This is a genomic window from Bhargavaea cecembensis (genome assembly GCF_000826125.2).
In the GTDB taxonomy this organism is placed as follows: Bacteria; Bacillota; Bacilli; order Bacillales_A; family Planococcaceae; genus Bhargavaea; species Bhargavaea cecembensis_B.
The window spans coordinates 959,479-975,393 of record NZ_LN651373.1 but is presented as its reverse complement, the minus strand read 5'-3'; the positions used below and the strand labels follow the sequence as shown (position 1 = coordinate 975,393).

The following is a 15,915-nucleotide window of genomic DNA, read 5'->3' as shown; positions in this document are numbered from 1 at the left end:
CAGGGCGTGGCCGCCGCCGATGATCGCATACAAAATAAAATCGACCGCCTCTTCCTGACCGACGATGAACTTCCCGACTTCGGCGCGCACTTCACCGATCTTCCGTCCCATTTCGCTGAATTCTGCTTTATCCAAGGCATTCCGCCTCCTTAGTCTCTGTTTTCGATCGAGGAGAAATAGTCGGACAAGATCCGCTGCAGGTCTTCGGGCAGTCCGAGACGGCCGGCATCTTCCATGTAGGCATCCCGATAGTCGCCGGTTGCCTCGCCGTACGGGCGGACGGTCCCTTTTCCGGCAGGGACGGTCCCTTTTTCCGTCCGGCCGCCGTCTTCTTGTTTCCCCGTGTCCTGGACGGGTGCGCGCGGATCGAATCCGGGCGGAGGCGTGCTGACGAGGTCACGGCTGCCCTGCCCCATTCCCGCCCCGCTGCCGGTTGTTCCGTCGCCGCCTTTGCCGGAGCCATTCTGGCCCGAGCCTCCCTGGCCGGAGCCTCCCTGGCCGGAGCCATTCTGGCCCGAGTCTCCCTGGCCTGAGCCTCCCTGGCCCGAACCTCCCTGGCCCGTACCGTTTCCGGCGCTTCCGTCCCGGCCTGCCCCGTCCTGGCCAACACCGTTCTGGCCAGAACCGCCCTGGCCGCCGGCTTGATCCGTCCCGTTGCCCGGGCCGCCGGCGTTTCCGCTACTGTTCCCGTCGCTTCCCGGAGCAGCATCCGACCCGGCAGGCCCGCCGTCGCTCCCCGGCGGCGGGTCTCCGCCGGTTTTTTCACTGCCGCCAGTCCCGTTCTCCCCGGCCGGTTCACCTGAAGCGAGGCTGCCGCCGGCAGACCGGCCGAGCTTCGCGAGTTTCTCGTCCGCATTCCCGGCGATCGCCGCCAGGGCTTCCGCGGCTTCTTTCCCGGTCAGCGTGCCTGCATCACCGTTCTCCGGGCTGCCGGCTCCGTTTTCGAGCCGCTCCTGCAGGTTCAGTTCGCGCTGCAGTTTCACGGTTTCGCCGATCGCCTCTTCCGGCACGGCGGCTTTCCCGACGGCCTCTTCCAGATCGGCGAGCCGCTCCGCCACCACTTCATCGGCGGCTTTCTCCCGGAGCTTCTCCACTTCCTTCCGGATCGAGGTCACAATCTCCCGCTCCGCCTCTTCCTCTTTCGCTTCCAGCTGTGCCGGAGACGGATACAACATCGTCAGAAGGAGAACAGCAAGCCCCGCCGCCGATACCGCGGCACTTCGCCGGTCCGCCCACCGGCCCTTCGTCTTTCTGAACGAGGCAAATGCATCACCGGAATGCTGCGCCGCCTCCTCCGCCAGATCGTCGGCAAGCGGTCCGGCATCCGGAGGGAGCGTGCCGGCGGCCAGTATCAGATTGTCCGGCGCATGCCGGTCGAGCACCCGCAGCGCATCTCTCCTTTTCGGCCTGTTGCCGAATGAGACGGCGGGAACTGCCAGGACGGCGATGATTCCCGCGGCGAGCGCATAGAACGAGTAGCCCGGCATGATGAAAAACCGGGTGACGATCAGGAACAGGACGGCCGTCCAGATGCCGGCGGCAAGTCCCTTCACCAGCTGCCGGGACGTCCACTGGAGCGCCAGCCGGAAGAGTGCTCTCCGGATTGTCCGTTCAAGGATTTGTCTGCTGTCCATCGGCGGTCCCCCTCACTTTCCAGCGTTCATATTGGGACGGAGCTTCATGACGGCGAGCCAAACCGACCCGGCGGTCAGCACGATGTAGAACAGCAGATAAGTGACCCATACCGGAAGCCCGATTCCCGTCATGTCGGAAAGGATGTTCCCCGAACCCGGCGCGAGCAGCGAGGCGACGAGGACCGCCGGGTTGATCGATGCCCAGAAATGGGCCATCGGAGAAGTTCCCGCCGCCTGGCCGATCTGGTTCAGCGAAGCGGAGAACACGGCGAGGAAGCCGGTCACGGCCGTCAGGGCAAGCATCGTCCCGTAAGTGGCGATCATGGAAATGACCGTCTTTCGGATCAGCGTCGAAAACAGGATGCCGGTGCTTCCGATCGCCACTGTCGTCAGCAGGAAATAAAACAGGATCAGCCCGATCTGCCCGGGCGAAATGCCCCCGTACAAGAAGACGAGGCTGTAGATCGGCAGTCCCGAGACGATCATGAGGAGCAGGAACGCAATCGATGACAGCAGTTTTCCCGTGATGATCTGGAATGACGACTGGGTCGTCGTGAGCAGCATGTTCAGTGTCTGCTTTTCCCTTTCCGAGCTGATCGCACCCGCCGTCAGCCCCGGCGTGATGAACAGGACGAGCGCAAGCTGGATATAAGTGAGCATCGTGAACATCATGAAGCTCTGTTCCGGATTGAGGGCGCCCGTCCCCGCCGGATCGAACGACGTCATGATATAGAGGAACCCGAACACGAACAGGCTCATCGCGGCCAGATAAAACAGGATGCCGATGAAACTTCTCGGCGACCTGAACCTCAGCTTGATCTCCTTCAGGAGGACGGGATTTGAGAATTTGAGATTCACTGTTCTGCCCCCTCTTTCGTGATGGCCATGAAAACGTCTTCCAGGTCCGTCTCCTCCTCGGAGAACGACCGGATGCCGAGGCCCCGGGAGACCGCGGCCGACAGGAGTTCCGCCTGGTCCGCTTCGCCGCCGCTGAAGGAAAAGGTGATCTCACCGGCGGAATCCGGCCGGATCGCCGATATGAACGGCCGCTCCTCGAAAAACCGGACGGCCAAATCCGGGCTCCCGTTCAGCTTCACCGTGATGACACGGTCGCCTTTCAGCCTCGTATGGATTTCCCTGACCGAGTTGCGGGCGACGAGACGGCCCCTGTCGAGCACGCCGATCTCATCGCACATCTCCGCCAGTTCCGGCAGGATATGCGAGGAGATCAGCACCGTCTTGTCCATCCCTTTCAGCCGCTTCATGATTTCCCGCATTTCCACCCGTGCCCGAGGATCCAGTCCGGAGGCCGGCTCATCGAGTATGAGCACTTCCGGATCGTGGATGAGGCTCCGCGCAAGGCAGAGGCGCTGTTTCATCCCCCTTGAAAGGGAGTCGACATAGGCGTCATGCTTTTGTTCGAGATTGACGAGTTCGAGCAGCTGCCCGATCAGGACCTGCCGCTGCCGCACATCGATTCCGTAGCTGGCTGCATAAAAATCGAGGTACTCATCCGTCTTCAACTGATCATAGACGCCGAAAAAGTCCGGCATATAGCCGATTTTCTTCCGTACGTCGGCGGCGGCGGTCCGCACGCTCGATCCCCCGATGAACGCATCGCCCGACGTCGGCGGAAGGAGCGTCGCCAAGATGGAGAACGCGGTCGACTTCCCCGCGCCGTTCGCCCCGACGACTCCGAACACCGTGCCTCCCGCTATTTCAAGGTCCAGTTCCCGGAGCGCCTGGAACGACCCGTATGACTTTGATAGTTTCCGGATATCGATCATCGTCCGGCCACCCCCTCAATCGTGATTTCCGGCAGTCCGGCCGCTTCTCCGTCCGGCGTCTTCACGAAGCGGAGGCTGACCGTACCGGCTTCCGACAAATACAGTTCCGTCTCCTTCAGCTCCGCCGGGAGTGAGATCGGCTCGTATTCCCCGGTTTCGGTGTTCAGGATCTCGATATCGTCAATCCCTTCACCGGCACCGATCCGGATCTGTTCCCAGCCCTCAGCGATTTCGTTGAATGTTGCCGGGACCGTCGCTTCGAAGGAATACCGTCCCGGCTCCAAATACACTTCGCCGGCCGGTAATTCCTCATGATACAAGTTCGGATCTTCCGGCTGCAGGTTCGTCTCCAGAAGCTCCGACGGAACGGTGAACGGCCCGGAAAGCCGCATTTCCGGCTCGAACGGACGGACGATGACCGCGACGGACGAGTACTTCGGCTTCCCTTTCATCTCAAGCGGGACGACCGATGAATCCGTCCTCGCCACGATCGCCGGGCGTTTGCCGTCCATGAACAGGCCGGCCGCATCCATCATGGCGGAAGCACGCGGATCGTCCGTCCCGCCGTAGCCGTTCGCCAGCACCGGTCCGCCCATTGCCAAAGTGTTCGGCTGGACTGCAGGCAGGAGCAGACCGCCGGCAAGCTTTTCTTCAACCTGGATCTTGCTGCCGGCCTCCATGTCGCCGATCTGCGTAAAACCGGTTCCGCTCCAGATGGCCACATCTTTCAATCTGAAGCCAAAGCCGTTCGTGATCGTCCCGCTCACTTTTCCGTCCTGCGTTTTCAATTCAGCCTTGATCGTGCCGGCTTCCTCCATCCGGAAGTCGCCGTGGACAGTCCCGACCGACCAGAACGGCAGCTCCCTCAGGACGAGACGGGTGCCGTCCGCGCGCTTTTCGGCAACCGCATGGCGGAAGCTGTCAGGCGATGACCCCGTGAACGGATTCGATGTTCCGGCGGCCGTCAGGGTCATGCCGGACGGCGCATGGAACTCCACGTCCCCTCCGCGGTTCGTCAGGACGGACCCAACGTACTTTCCGGACAAGCTTCCGGACCCGTCATCGATCAGCATCGCGGCCTGCCGGAGCTGGGGATGGAACAATCGGTCCTTCGCCCCGTAGCCGAACAGTGCCGCCGACACGACGAGCGAAATGGCGGGAATGATCCACCATGCCTGCTCCCGCTTGTCCTTCCGCTTCAGCACGACATACAGGAGCGGCCCGATCACCGCGATGTAAACGAGGACAACAACCAAGATGGCCGGCACCGGGATACGAAACGTCTCGAACCGTTCGCTCGCCCGGCGTCCGAGGTCAACAAAGCCCTCGTCCAGATCGGCGTACATCCCCTGGCCGGTTTGCTGCCCGGCAGAAAGGGCCGACAAAATATTCTGGACAAAAAGCGTATGGGCCGGCGTCCCCGCAAACGGCCGGTCGCCGAGCGAAAAGGCGGTCTGGATGATTTCCCCTGCCCCGTACGGCTTCCACGCCGCCAGGGTCAGGCCGCCGGCACTTGCCAGGCTTGACGCCCCTTCGGTAAGCTCTGTTGAAAAGCCCGGAACAGAATCGGGCAGTTCGGCCCCTTTCGCATACACCGAAAAAGCGGATCCCGGTATATCTTCCCGGCCTTTGCCTTTGAGCGGAAGCCGGCCGGCAAACGGGCCGGCCTCGGCGTCAGGATCGTCCGTCATGCCGATCAGGAGCGTGCCCCCCGCCTCCACCCATTCCCCGAGCGCGGTCTGTTCGGCTGCGGAAAATGCCGGCAGGACCGCTTCGTCCGCAATGATGACATCTGCAGACCCCCAGCCGTTTTTATCGGTCGGCGGACGGAATTCGGGGTCCTGGAGCGGACTGAGCAGCACCGTCTCTGACGTGGAACCGAGCTGTGCGTCTTTAAGCGAGGCAAGGCGGTCACCGCTCTCCGAAAGGGCGATGATGAACCCGGCGTCCTCGAAATAGAAATTGAGCTGCGGGTAGCGGTCGCCTTTATACGGCACTTCCTTCCCGTTTTCCCAGCCGCCCTCAAAGAATTTGAAGCTGTTTTGCCGGTACGAGTAGGAGTCCGCCCCGTCGGCGGTAGTGCGCACCGTCACGGTCTCTCCTTCGCCGACTTCCACCGGAACCGCTTCGGCGGTGCCTGACATGTAACCTGACCGGAAGTCGAGGATCAGGTCCCCCGAGAACGGATCGCCGCTGTTATGTACTTCGATGGCCAGCGGAAAACCGGCTCCTTCCTTCACTTTTCCGTCGATTCCGCCAGTCGCCTTCACCTCCAGCTGAGGCGCGGCCTCGGCGGTTCCGGTACCGGCCAGCATGGCCAGCAATCCGAGGGCTGCGAGCCCGATTTTCCACTTCCCCATCTCATCCCTTCCCTTCATGCATCTAACCATTAGTACGCGGACGGAAAGGTTTGGTTCCCCGACCGCCTCCCGTTCAGATCACTTTTTTGGCATGCTGCAGGGCGATTCTCCGGAACGCATCAACCTGCGGAAGCGAAAAGGCCGGCTCATACCCGATGAGCCACGTGTCCCTCGACAATTCGAACCGGTCGTCGCTGTCGGTGAGTGGAATTTTATTCACGCCTTCCACGTCAGTGAGCGTGATCGACGGCAACACCGCATACCCGATGCCGTTCAGGGCGAGCTGGCGGCACGTCTCGATCTGATCGACCGTGATCTGCCGGTTGGGATTCGTGGAAAAATGACGTTGCCACCATTCGCGGATCTCCTCATAATAGTCCGAGTCGCTCTTGAACTGGATGAACGGACGGTCGGTCCCCGGAATCTCCTCCACCGACCGGATCACTTTGTCGACGAGGAACAGGTGGTCGCGGAACAGATGGATTTTCGAGCCTTTCCAGTCGGAGTGACCCCGGACGATGCCGATGTGCGCTTCCCCGTCATGGAGCGCACGGACGATCTCCGAGCTCCAGCCGGTCATGAGCGACACTTTCGCGTCCGGATGGTCGGTGACGAACTCCTTCAGCACTTTCGGCAGCCACGTCTGCCCGACAATCGAAGCACAGGCGACCTTCAGCGTGCCGTGTACTTTATTCGCCATCGTCTGGAGGGTCTCGCTCACTTCTTCATATCGCATGAGCGTTTCCCTCGCAAATTGGATGACATGCTCGCCCGCCGGGGTCGGCGCCATTCCCTTCGGCGAGCGGATGAACAGCTGGGCACCCCACTCTTTCTCAATCGAGCGGAGCCTCTGCGACAGGGCCGGCTGCGAGATGAACAGCCGGTCCGAGGCTTTCCGCATGTTCCCCTCTTCGGCGAGTGCCTTGATGATCTGGAATTCGTTTACGTTCATAAGTGTCCCTTCTCCTTTCTGCCGTCCTGCAAAACCGGCCGGACGTTGCCGTATGAACAAAAAAAGGCCCCGCAACGAGACCTTTCAAAACGACGCTCAACTCGGCATCGTGTAAACTGCTTTTTTCAGTTTTTTCATGAGAACGCGGCGTGTCATGATGCCGGCGAACATCCCTTCCTCGTCTTCCACGCAGAGGAAAGGGTGATTGATGAGAAGGTCGAACACTCTCCTGAACTCTGTATCGATCGCGACGATCGGAACATCGGTCTGCATCAGCTCATCCACCTTCATCCCGGAAAGCCGTTCGTACTCGATGCGTTCGAGCCCGAGAATCGCTTCAGTGATCATCCCCATGCTAAGCAGACCTTTCAGCCGGTACTGCGGATCAAGCACCGGAATGGACGAGTACCCCGTTTTCGTCAAAACAAGCAGCGCGTGCTCGGCGTTGTTTCCGATCTGGACGTGCGCCACCTTCTCGGAAGAGATGAGATGGTCTCTGATGGAGTCGTGAAGAAACTCAGTGCTGTTTACGGAAATCATAAAAATCCGTCCCCTTTGCCAAACCTCATTTCCAGGAATCCCTGTATTTCCATCATACCATAATCCGCCTGCTCCCCGCGAGGATCCATTGACAGAAAAAACCGCCGGAAAACCGGCGGCCGTTACCAGATCAGCGCATAATAAAAGATGACGATCGCCATGAAGAGTGCGGCGATCCCGATGACGAGCAGGATCGGATTGAATTTGAACGGATGCTCCCGCACCTCTGCGGGAATCTCGTCCTGCCCGTCTTCGGGAATCATGCCTTCCATTTTCCTGCTCATGCCGATTCCGATTGCAACGATCAGCAAAATCACGCCGGCCAGCGGCCAAAGCCAAATTTCCATCATGAACCCTCCCGGCCCAGTTTTACATAGTATGCCCGGCGCCGGGTGACTGATTCGGATATCGCAGGCGATTTCACCCATGGCAGTTCCCGGCATGATAAAATGGCGTCAATACAGTGTGAAGGAGGGTCACCGGAATGGAAAAATTTGAGCCCGGCCGTCTGGCTGCCGCCGTCCATGCCGTCAACCGGCACGCCAAAACAGCTCCCGACAACCGCTATCTCTATAGCCTGAAAAAAGCGGCACTCGAAAAAATGATCTCGGACGGTTTTGCCGAAAAGACCGGCCTCCACTTTATCCAGAATCCGCGGTTCAGCCGGCAGCAGTCCGCCGTCCTGATCACTTGCGGCGACTATCTATTTCATCTGCCCCCGTCCAAGGACGACTTCCGGACCCTTCCGCATCTCGGTCAGCAGGACCTGGAAATCCGGAATCCGAAAGGCCAGATCGGACTGCGGGCAGCCAAACAATTGCTCGCCGAATACACCGGATTCAAGGAAACCGGCCAAGATCAGCGGTCCGGTCCGGGGCCCGGATCCGGGAAAAAGCATCCGGCCCCCGGCAAACCGGCAGGCCGGAATCGAACGCAGTCAGGCCACAAATCGTGGTTTGATCCGCTCTGAGCCGGCAGTTCAGCTGTAGAGCTTATAAAGCGCCTGTGTCCCGTCATCCGCAGAACCGCGCCCCGCGAGCTCCGAATACATCTCTTCCGCCAGCCGGACACCCGGAAGATCAAGATCCATCGCCTTCGCCTCATCGAGCGCGATCCGGAGGTCCTTGATGAAATGCTTCACGAAGAAACCGGGCGCAAAGTCCCCTTTCAGCATGCGCGGCGCCAGGTTGCTGAGCGACCAGGAACCCGCCGCCCCGGTGGAAATCGATTCGAGCACCCGCTCCGGATCCAGGCCGGCCCTCACCGCATAGGCAAGCGACTCGCAGACCCCGATCATGTTGGTCGCAATCGCAATCTGATTCGACATTTTAACATGCTGACCCGAACCGGCAGGGCCATGGTGGATTACGTTTGAGCCGATCAGGCCGAACAGCGGCTCAAGCTCACGGAATGCCTCTTCCGGCCCTCCGCACATGATCGACAGCGTTCCGTTCCGCGCGCCGACGTCTCCCCCGGAAACCGGTGCATCGACGGACCGGCAGCCGAGCTTTTCCGCTTCTTCGGCGATCCGGATCGCGAGCTGCGGAGAAGATGTCGTCATGTCCGTCACGATCGTCCCCGGCCGGACCGCCGAAAAGATTCCCGACTCCCCGAAATAGACCTGCTCCACATCCGCCGGATAGCCGACCATTGTCATGATGATCTCCGCTTCCCCCGCAGCTTCCCCGGGGCTTTCCGCCCAGCTTGCCCCTTCACTCAGCAACGGCTCCGCCTTCTCTTTCGTTCGGGTGAAAACCGTCACCTGGTGGCCGGCCCCGAGAAAATGACGGACGATGCTCGCCCCCATGACCCCTGTACCGATGAACTCAATCCTCTTCTGATTCATTTCCGTTCCCCCCCATTTCGTTTTTTTCATTGTACCAGACAACTTGAGGGGCGGCCCTGTCCAGGCTGCTTTGGCTTGGAATCGCCCAAAGTCCAAGAGAACAAAAAAAAAGGACGGCACCGCTGAGCAGCACCGCCAAATAAAGGGGGAAATGAGAATGTTGCTGTGTTCAGAAGTACTATAGCCACATTTTGGACGGGTTAAACCTGTTTAATCCTCTAAAATCGATCGAATCCGATATTTTTTCTATTGTCCCGCACTTTTTCTATCGACGGCCTTCAGTTTTGGCAGAAGGCCGCGCCGGTGAATCGGCATTCGCACGCTCCATGGAAGAACTTTTCGGATCCGGCGCACACGCCCGGCGCAGGACAGGATTCCTGCGGTGCAGGTTCATCAGGCGGTCGAGCCGCTTGCTGAGACCGATCGTTTCCTCATCATTCAGCCCCCGCAAACAGGCCGTTTCGATCATCTTGCGGCGGGTCTCTTCAATCAGGCCAAGCAAAGAAACATTCACCGGAAATCCCCCTTTCCCCTTCCCCGTCGCCATGACGGAAAGCCGGGGAAAATTCTTTACTCTCAAGAGAATATAAGGCAAACTGTTAGATAATCCACCGGAAGGGGCTGTATGCAATGAAAGTTGCGGAAGTGGGCAATATTATCGAATTCAGGGATGGCCTTCAGGGAATCGTCGAGAAGGTCAATGAAAACTCGGTCATCGTAGACCTGACGTTCATGGAAAACTTCGACGAGCTCGAGATGGAGGAAAAGACCGTCGTCAACCATAAACGGTACAAAATCCTCTACGGCAACGACTGATCTCTATCCGAAACAAAGGGTCCGTTCCGGTCGATGACTGATTCGCTGCCGGGGCGGGAAAACCCTTTATATATGCGGCAGAAACGGAAAACCGGGAAACCATTCCGGCATCCGGCCGTCCACTATATTGAAGGAGGAGATTGAATATGACAGCAAAGTGGAAAATTCTTTCCGTTTCCGTCATGGCCGCCATGATGCTGGCCGCCTGCAATACGTCAGGCGACTCAAACGCCGGCGAAGGTGCAGATGCGCCGGATACCGGCCAGACCGACCAGACGGAAACAACAGAAGACACCGGCACGGACACCGACACCGATTCCTCCGAAAGCGAAGATGCCGAGGAAGATGCCGGAACGGAAGACCAGCAGGAAGCGGATGCCGATGAAGAACGGGGGCCGGACCGTGAACTGACCTTCAAGAAGGATGGCGGCGAAGAGACCGGAAAAGCCGTGCTCACCGAAAGTGACGAGCAGGATTATTCCATCTACGTCCTGGACGGGTATGAGCTGACTTCCGAGGAGCCGGGCAGGGATTCCCTCTATCATTCGGAAGACTCCAAGAACTTCATGCGCATTGAAGTGTTTAATGAAGACGAGACGGATTACACGGAAACCGTCGTCGGGATGGAAAACCTTCTGGCCACTACTGAGGATGAACCGCAGGATGCCCTCGGGAAGTATAACCTGGCAGATGACTCCACCGTCGAGGAGCTCGTCGTGAAGGAAGCCAAGTCCGATGAAGTGCTCATGACGGGCGCGGTCTTCGTCACATCCGGAAAGATCGTCCGGCTGACGGTCTTCGACCAGCCGGACGGCGCCTTGACCGATGCCTTCCTGAAGATGGGGGCGACCGTCGGGCCGAAATAAACAGACAAGAAAAAAGACCGGAGCTCCGGTCTTTTTTTCTGTCCTTATGATAGATCTTTGATTGACAGTCCGAGTTTTTTCATGAGTCCGATGGCGGTTTCCTTTTCCTCATCGTCCAGCGCCGACATCAGTTCATGCAGGTTTTGCTCGTGGAGAGGGAAAATTTCCGCGATCAGCGCTTTCCCTTCATCCGTAATGTCGACGAAGGTGACCCGCCTGTCGGCATCGAACACATTCCGGACGAGATATCCTCGCCGCTCCAGCTTGTCGATCACATAGGTCATGGAACCGCTCGCAAGGAGGATCTTGCCCCCGATCTTCTGAATGGGCTGCGCTCCTTTGTGATAAAGAAGTTCCAGTACGGCAAACTCGGTCGGATTGAGCCCATGATCGGCCAGCAGGCGGTTTGTCTTTTCGGAAATCACTTTATGCGCCCTTGACAGGACGATGAATAGCTTCAGCGAGAGGCCGCTGCCTGTTTTGTCCATCTCTTCATCCCCTGTTTTCTTTTTCTCCAGGAATCATTCATCCATTATAGAGCGGGGGAAGAGTGATGTCAAAACGGCCGGGCCTCAACGGCAGACGCCGGTTCCGACTTTTGCTGCCACTTCCTTTTCCGGGACGGTCGGCAGCAGCATTTCGATCCTCGTCCCTTTTCCGGGAACCGATTTGACGAATAGATGCCCGCCCATCAATTCGGCCGTCTCCAACGCGAATGGCAGCCCGAGGCCGGTGCCTTCCCTCTTTGTCGTGAAAAACGGCATGAACACCTGCTTCAACTGCAGTTCGGACATTCCTTTGCCCTCGTCACTCACGACCATGAGAACATGCCGGTCATCATAGTTTTCGATCGACAGCATGAGGCGGGTTCCCGGTTCGGAAGCCTCGATCGCGTTTTTCACCAGGTTGATGAGCGACTGTTTCATCCGCTGCGGATTGCCGGTGACCGTCACTTCTTTTCCGATATGGTTGTCTTTGTAGATGGTCATCCCCCGCTGCATGCTCTGGGGCTCCATGATGACGGCCACTTCGCACATGCACCGGAACAGCGGAAACGGGACGTCTTCCTTGCCCGTCGGCTTGGACAGCATCAGGAACTCTTTCATGAGCGACTCCATCCGCCCCATCTCGCTGTCGATCACCTGGATATAGCTCATCGCCTTCTCATCCGCGGAAAGCTTCATGAGTTCGGTGAACCCCCGGATGGACGTCATGCCATTCTTCATTTCATGCGCAATGCTGGCCGCCAGCTGGCCGAGCGCCGACAGATTGCCGCTCCGTTCCATCTGACGCTTCATCTCCACTTTTTCCGTGTCGTCGCGGACGGTCATGACATACGTGTCCGAGTCCTCGTCGAAGATCGTGTAAAAGTGATAGTAGCGCTTCTCGCCGTCTTCCGCCACATACTTATGCTTCATCTCTGTCTTGCCCAGCCGAAGAAGCGAATCGGCATACCGTTCGCTTTCTGTGTCATTGAACAGCCCGCGGAAGAATTCCCGCGATTCCCGGCCGATGACGGATTCGGGCGGCAACCCGAAGAAGAAGCCTGTCCGGTTATTGGCGTCTCGGATCATCCCTTCCCTGTCGATGAGGATGAAACAGTTCAGCGCATGGCGGAAAATCCCCGAATATCCTGCAGCCCGCCTGGCGGGCTGACCTCTCTTGGCAGGCCGGAATCTGACGATGACCGAGTTGTTCTGGCGGAAATAAGACCCGGTGGCTTCCACACCCGACAGCCGTCCCCCTTCCCCGAGGCTCAGGCTGAACAGGGAAGTGACTTTTTTGCCGGGCTTGACCGAGGCAAGAAACTGAACCCAGAGCCCTCGTTCGACGGCCGGGAAGAGACCGTCGACCTTCCCCCCTGGAGAAATGTCGAACAGGGCTGCCGCGGAGGAATTGGCTCTCAGGCATTCGCCGTCCTGCCTGACCATGATAATGGCGTCATCAGTATCCTCAAATAAAAACTCAAATGTTTCCAACATCGATTTAAGCGGCAATGCTTACACCGGCCCTTCCTCGGTTTTAATCCCACTCTATGAATGCGGTCGGCTGGACATGAACCTGGCTGTGCAAGAAGTAATTTAAATAGATCGATTATTATGATTGTTTCATGTCCGGGGTTATCTTGGTATAAGCCTATTTACTCATTTTGCCGACAACAGGTCAAGGCGAACATCTGAACGCATTCGCCCGGAAACCGGATGGATTGGGATAAAAATGCGATAGAACCGCCGTTCGCTGCAACTTTCGTCCCGAAGAAAAAAATTTGCGCTAAGGAGCCGGGCATCCTGCTTGGGCAAACAGACCGAACCGGCTTCCCGGAACGGCAAAAAGACCCGGAGAGATGATCATCTCCGGATCTTCTGCGGCGGATCAGCCAATGATGACCCGTTCTTTCGGATAGTGATAGTTCAGTTTCTGAGGCTTTCCGCCGAGTGTGAACAGGAAGGAGATGAGCCCGACGCGTCCGACGAACATGAGGAACATGAGGACGACTTTTCCGATCCCGCTCAGGTCGGGGGTGATGCCGAGCGACATGCCGCACGTACCGAACGCCGAAGTGATTTCAAACAGGAGGGCGGTTGCCGGCACGCCCTGCTCGGTGATCGTCATGATCATCGTCGCCGCCAGCACCATCAGGATGGCGATCAGAATGACCGCATACGAGCGGAAGACATCGACCAGCTCAATTTCTCTTCCGAATATCTGAATGACGCTCTTGCCCCTTGCGAAACTGATGAGGAACAGAATGGCGATCGCGAAGGTCGTCGTCCGGATTCCGCCCCCGACCGAACTCGGAGAGGCCCCGATGAACATGAGCGCACTGATGAATATATCGGTCGCTTCACTGAACTGGGTGATGTCCATCGTCGTCAACCCGGCCGAACGGGCTGAAACCGAATGGAACAAGGCAGCGAAGATCGCTTCATGCCACGCCATTCCCCTGAAGCCATGGAATGCCTCCAGCAACAGGACAATCCCGGCTCCGACTAGCAACAGGATGCCGAACGTCGCCGACGTGATCTTGGCGAACAAGGAAAACCTGAACGCCGGCTCCTTGCTTGAAAGGAACCGCTTCACCTCGATGAGGACAGGAAAACCGATCGCCCCGAGGATGATAAGCGCCATCGTGATCAACTGCACGAAGTAGTCATTGAAGTAGAAATGAAGCGAATCCGACTGGATTGTAAATCCGGCATTCGTCGTCGAGGTGACGGCGTGGAACATGCCATGCAGCAGGGCTTCGCTGAACGAATCATAAAACTTCGTGAAGTAGAGCGTCAGTACGCTTCCGCCGATCAGTTCGATCAGAATCATGATCTTCATGATCTCCCGGATGAGCTTCACCGCACCCGCCATGCTGTACTGGTTGTGGTCGACCATGATGAGCTGCCGCTCCCTGAGACCGATTTTCCGCCTGACGATCAACCAGAAAAATGTGCCGATCGACATGACGCCGATCCCGCCGAAATGCAGGACGACCATGAACATAATTAGGCCGAATGTTGTATAGGTCGATCCGACATCGATGACCGAAAGACCGGTCACGCTCACCGCACTGACTGCGGTGAACAAGCTGTCCATGAAGCTGATATGAACCCCCGGACGATGGACCCCCGGCAGATTCAGCAGGATGGCCGATACCGTAATCGCGATAAAGTAATAAACGACAATCACTCTCGCCGGCGTCATCCGCTGAAATTTAAGGCGTTGTTTAAGATGCATGTCTTTCCCAGATCCTTTCAAGATGGACCGATGATGAAGAATATCCCCCATTCTAAAGAAACTTCCCGAAAAAAGAAAGCGGCAACGGAAAACGCCCGGGCGTCCGTTGCCGATTCTTTATAAAGCTGCTTGAGGGATCATGAACGTTTCGCCTTGGATAATTAACGTTTCGCCTTGGCTAATTAACGTCTCGCTTCAGCTAATTAACGTCTCACCTTAGCTATATAAGTTGAAATTAAATTCTGTGCATTCATTATTCTGGCCGATTGGAGTGGAAGGCGGCGACTCCAGTGGGAACAGCACGAGCTGAAGACCCCGCAGGAGCGAAGTGACGAGGAGGCTGAAGCCGTGCCCACGGAAAGCGTCCGCCTGCAACGGAAATCGACGGGATGAAGATTATTTATCTCAACTTATATAATTAACATCTCGCAAATCCGTCAGCCAAAGGGATCCGTTACACCGTCAGGCCGTCTCTTTGCGGTTGTTGCGGATGCCGATCACGACGCCGAGCACTGCGATGAGGAGAAGGACGGACCAGAAGATTGTTTTCCAGATTGTCGAGTGCGGGAAGGACGGGTCGATGATCGCGAGGTCCTCGTGTCCGAGCGTCAGGACGACGAGCTTGACCCCCACCCAGCCGACGATGGCGAATGCGGCGCTCTCCAGTGCCGGATATTTATCGAGCAGCCGGACGAACCACGTCGCGGCGAACCGCATGATGATCAGGCCGATCACCCCTCCGAGGAACATGACGGAGAACTGGCCGCCGTTGATGCCCCCGATGTGGAAATCGCCGAGTTCCGGCAAAGTGACGGCGATGGCGACCGCCGCGAGCATCGAGTCGATGGCAAACGCAATGTCCGCCAGTTCGACTTTCACGACGGTCATCCAGAAACCGGACTGTTTCTTCGGCGCTTTGACGTGTTCAGCGCCGTCATTTTTATGTTTTTTCAAGTCGTACAAGTTCTTCGCCGAGATGAACAGAAGATACGCGGCGCCGATCGCCTGGATCTGCCAGATGTCCACGAGGATGGTGATCATGAACAAGGCGGCGAACCGGAAGACGAACGCACCGAGCAGTCCGTAGAACAGCGCCTTCTTCCGCTGCGCGGGCGGCAGGTGCTTGACCATCACGGCCATGACGACTGCGTTGTCCGCAGCGAGCAGTCCCTCCAGGACGACGAGCACGATAAGCACCCATCCATATTCCAGTAAAATTGATTCCATTCGATTCCCTCCCACTTTTAGGAAAACAAAAAGACCTCTGCCCAAAAAGCGGGCAAAGGTCTCGCTAAGCGCCGCTTCTCATGCGAGGCGGCTCTATCATAACCGATGGCCGAAGCCATGTAATGACGATTATGAAATAGGTTTCCCTATAGCTACTCCCC

The 15,915-nt window shown here is 57.8% G+C and carries 16 protein-coding genes; 3 read left to right on the top strand and 13 right to left on the bottom strand.

The window, feature by feature from the left end; genetic code table 11:
* Positions 1–149: 149 nt before the first annotated feature.
* The 7 genes from BN1189_RS16145 to BN1189_RS10270 all read right to left on the bottom strand — a co-directional run bounded on the left by BN1189_RS16145 (position 150) and on the right by BN1189_RS10270 (position 7,620).
* Complete coding sequence (locus BN1189_RS16145) at positions 150–1,634, bottom strand: hypothetical protein (RefSeq protein ID WP_052455808.1); 1,485 nt, start codon at positions 1,632–1,634, stop codon at positions 150–152.
* Positions 1,635–1,646: 12 nt separating this feature from the next.
* Positions 1,647–2,492 carry an ABC transporter permease gene (locus BN1189_RS10295; RefSeq protein WP_040227877.1) on the bottom strand — a complete coding sequence of 282 codons (846 nt, stop codon included), beginning with the start codon at positions 2,490–2,492 and terminating at the stop codon, positions 1,647–1,649.
* Positions 2,489–3,421 (bottom strand): ABC transporter ATP-binding protein, encoded by a 933-nt coding sequence (locus BN1189_RS10290; RefSeq protein ID WP_040227876.1) that lies wholly within the window; start codon positions 3,419–3,421, stop codon positions 2,489–2,491. Before BN1189_RS10290 ends, BN1189_RS10295 begins: the two co-directional genes overlap by 4 nt.
* Positions 3,418–5,781: a hypothetical protein gene (locus BN1189_RS10285; protein ID WP_040227875.1), complete on the bottom strand. Its 2,364-nt coding sequence runs from the start codon at positions 5,779–5,781 to the stop codon at positions 3,418–3,420. The genes BN1189_RS10290 and BN1189_RS10285 overlap by 4 nt, the downstream gene beginning before the upstream one ends.
* A 73-nt stretch (positions 5,782–5,854) precedes the next feature.
* Complete coding sequence (locus BN1189_RS10280; RefSeq protein WP_040227874.1) at positions 5,855–6,733, bottom strand: LysR family transcriptional regulator; 879 nt, start codon at positions 6,731–6,733, stop codon at positions 5,855–5,857.
* 96 nt (positions 6,734–6,829) lie between these two features.
* Positions 6,830–7,273, bottom strand: a complete 444-nt coding sequence (gene cbpB / locus BN1189_RS10275; protein WP_040227873.1) for a cyclic-di-AMP-binding protein CbpB — start codon at positions 7,271–7,273, stop codon at positions 6,830–6,832.
* Positions 7,274–7,395: 122 nt separating this feature from the next.
* A complete protein-coding gene (locus BN1189_RS10270; RefSeq protein WP_040227872.1) occupies positions 7,396–7,620 on the bottom strand; it encodes a hypothetical protein in 225 nt (74 codons plus the stop codon).
* 137 nt (positions 7,621–7,757) lie between these two features.
* On the opposite strand from BN1189_RS10270, the gene BN1189_RS10265 reads away from it, so the two are divergent.
* Complete coding sequence (locus BN1189_RS10265; RefSeq protein WP_069201969.1) at positions 7,758–8,243, top strand: YkyB family protein; 486 nt, start codon at positions 7,758–7,760, stop codon at positions 8,241–8,243.
* Positions 8,244–8,252: 9 nt separating this feature from the next.
* Here BN1189_RS10265 and BN1189_RS10260 read toward each other — a convergent pair whose 3' ends face one another.
* Entirely contained in the window at positions 8,253–9,119 is an 867-nt protein-coding gene (locus BN1189_RS10260) for an NAD(P)-dependent oxidoreductase (RefSeq protein ID WP_040227870.1), read from the bottom strand.
* Between the two features lie 265 nt (positions 9,120–9,384).
* Positions 9,385–9,633, bottom strand: coding sequence for an aspartyl-phosphate phosphatase Spo0E family protein (locus BN1189_RS10255; RefSeq protein WP_179860946.1), 249 nt, complete (start codon positions 9,631–9,633; stop codon positions 9,385–9,387).
* Between the two features lie 116 nt (positions 9,634–9,749).
* Here BN1189_RS10255 and BN1189_RS10250 point away from each other — a divergent pair, with 116 nt between their 5' ends.
* Positions 9,750–9,935, top strand: a complete 186-nt coding sequence (locus tag BN1189_RS10250) for a YkvS family protein (protein ID WP_040227864.1) — start codon at positions 9,750–9,752, stop codon at positions 9,933–9,935.
* A 146-nt stretch (positions 9,936–10,081) separates the two neighbouring features.
* The gene (locus tag BN1189_RS10245; RefSeq protein ID WP_040227863.1) at positions 10,082–10,801 is read left to right on the top strand and encodes a hypothetical protein; all 720 of its coding nucleotides are present in this window, start codon (positions 10,082–10,084) and stop codon (positions 10,799–10,801) included.
* Between the two features lie 44 nt (positions 10,802–10,845).
* On the opposite strand, the gene BN1189_RS10240 is transcribed toward BN1189_RS10245, so the two are convergent.
* From BN1189_RS10240 to BN1189_RS10225, 4 genes are all read right to left on the bottom strand, one after another.
* Positions 10,846–11,289: a MarR family winged helix-turn-helix transcriptional regulator gene (locus tag BN1189_RS10240; protein ID WP_040227862.1), complete on the bottom strand. Its 444-nt coding sequence runs from the start codon at positions 11,287–11,289 to the stop codon at positions 10,846–10,848.
* An 84-nt stretch (positions 11,290–11,373) separates the two neighbouring features.
* A complete protein-coding gene (locus BN1189_RS10235; RefSeq protein ID WP_040227860.1) occupies positions 11,374–12,783 on the bottom strand; it encodes an ATP-binding protein in 1,410 nt (469 codons plus the stop codon).
* 391 nt (positions 12,784–13,174) lie between these two features.
* Complete coding sequence (locus tag BN1189_RS10230) at positions 13,175–14,527, bottom strand: TrkH family potassium uptake protein (protein WP_040227858.1); 1,353 nt, start codon at positions 14,525–14,527, stop codon at positions 13,175–13,177.
* A gap of 462 nt (positions 14,528–14,989) precedes the next feature.
* The gene (locus tag BN1189_RS10225) at positions 14,990–15,754 is read right to left on the bottom strand and encodes a TerC family protein (RefSeq protein ID WP_040227857.1); all 765 of its coding nucleotides are present in this window, start codon (positions 15,752–15,754) and stop codon (positions 14,990–14,992) included.
* Positions 15,755–15,915 lie beyond the last annotated feature (161 nt).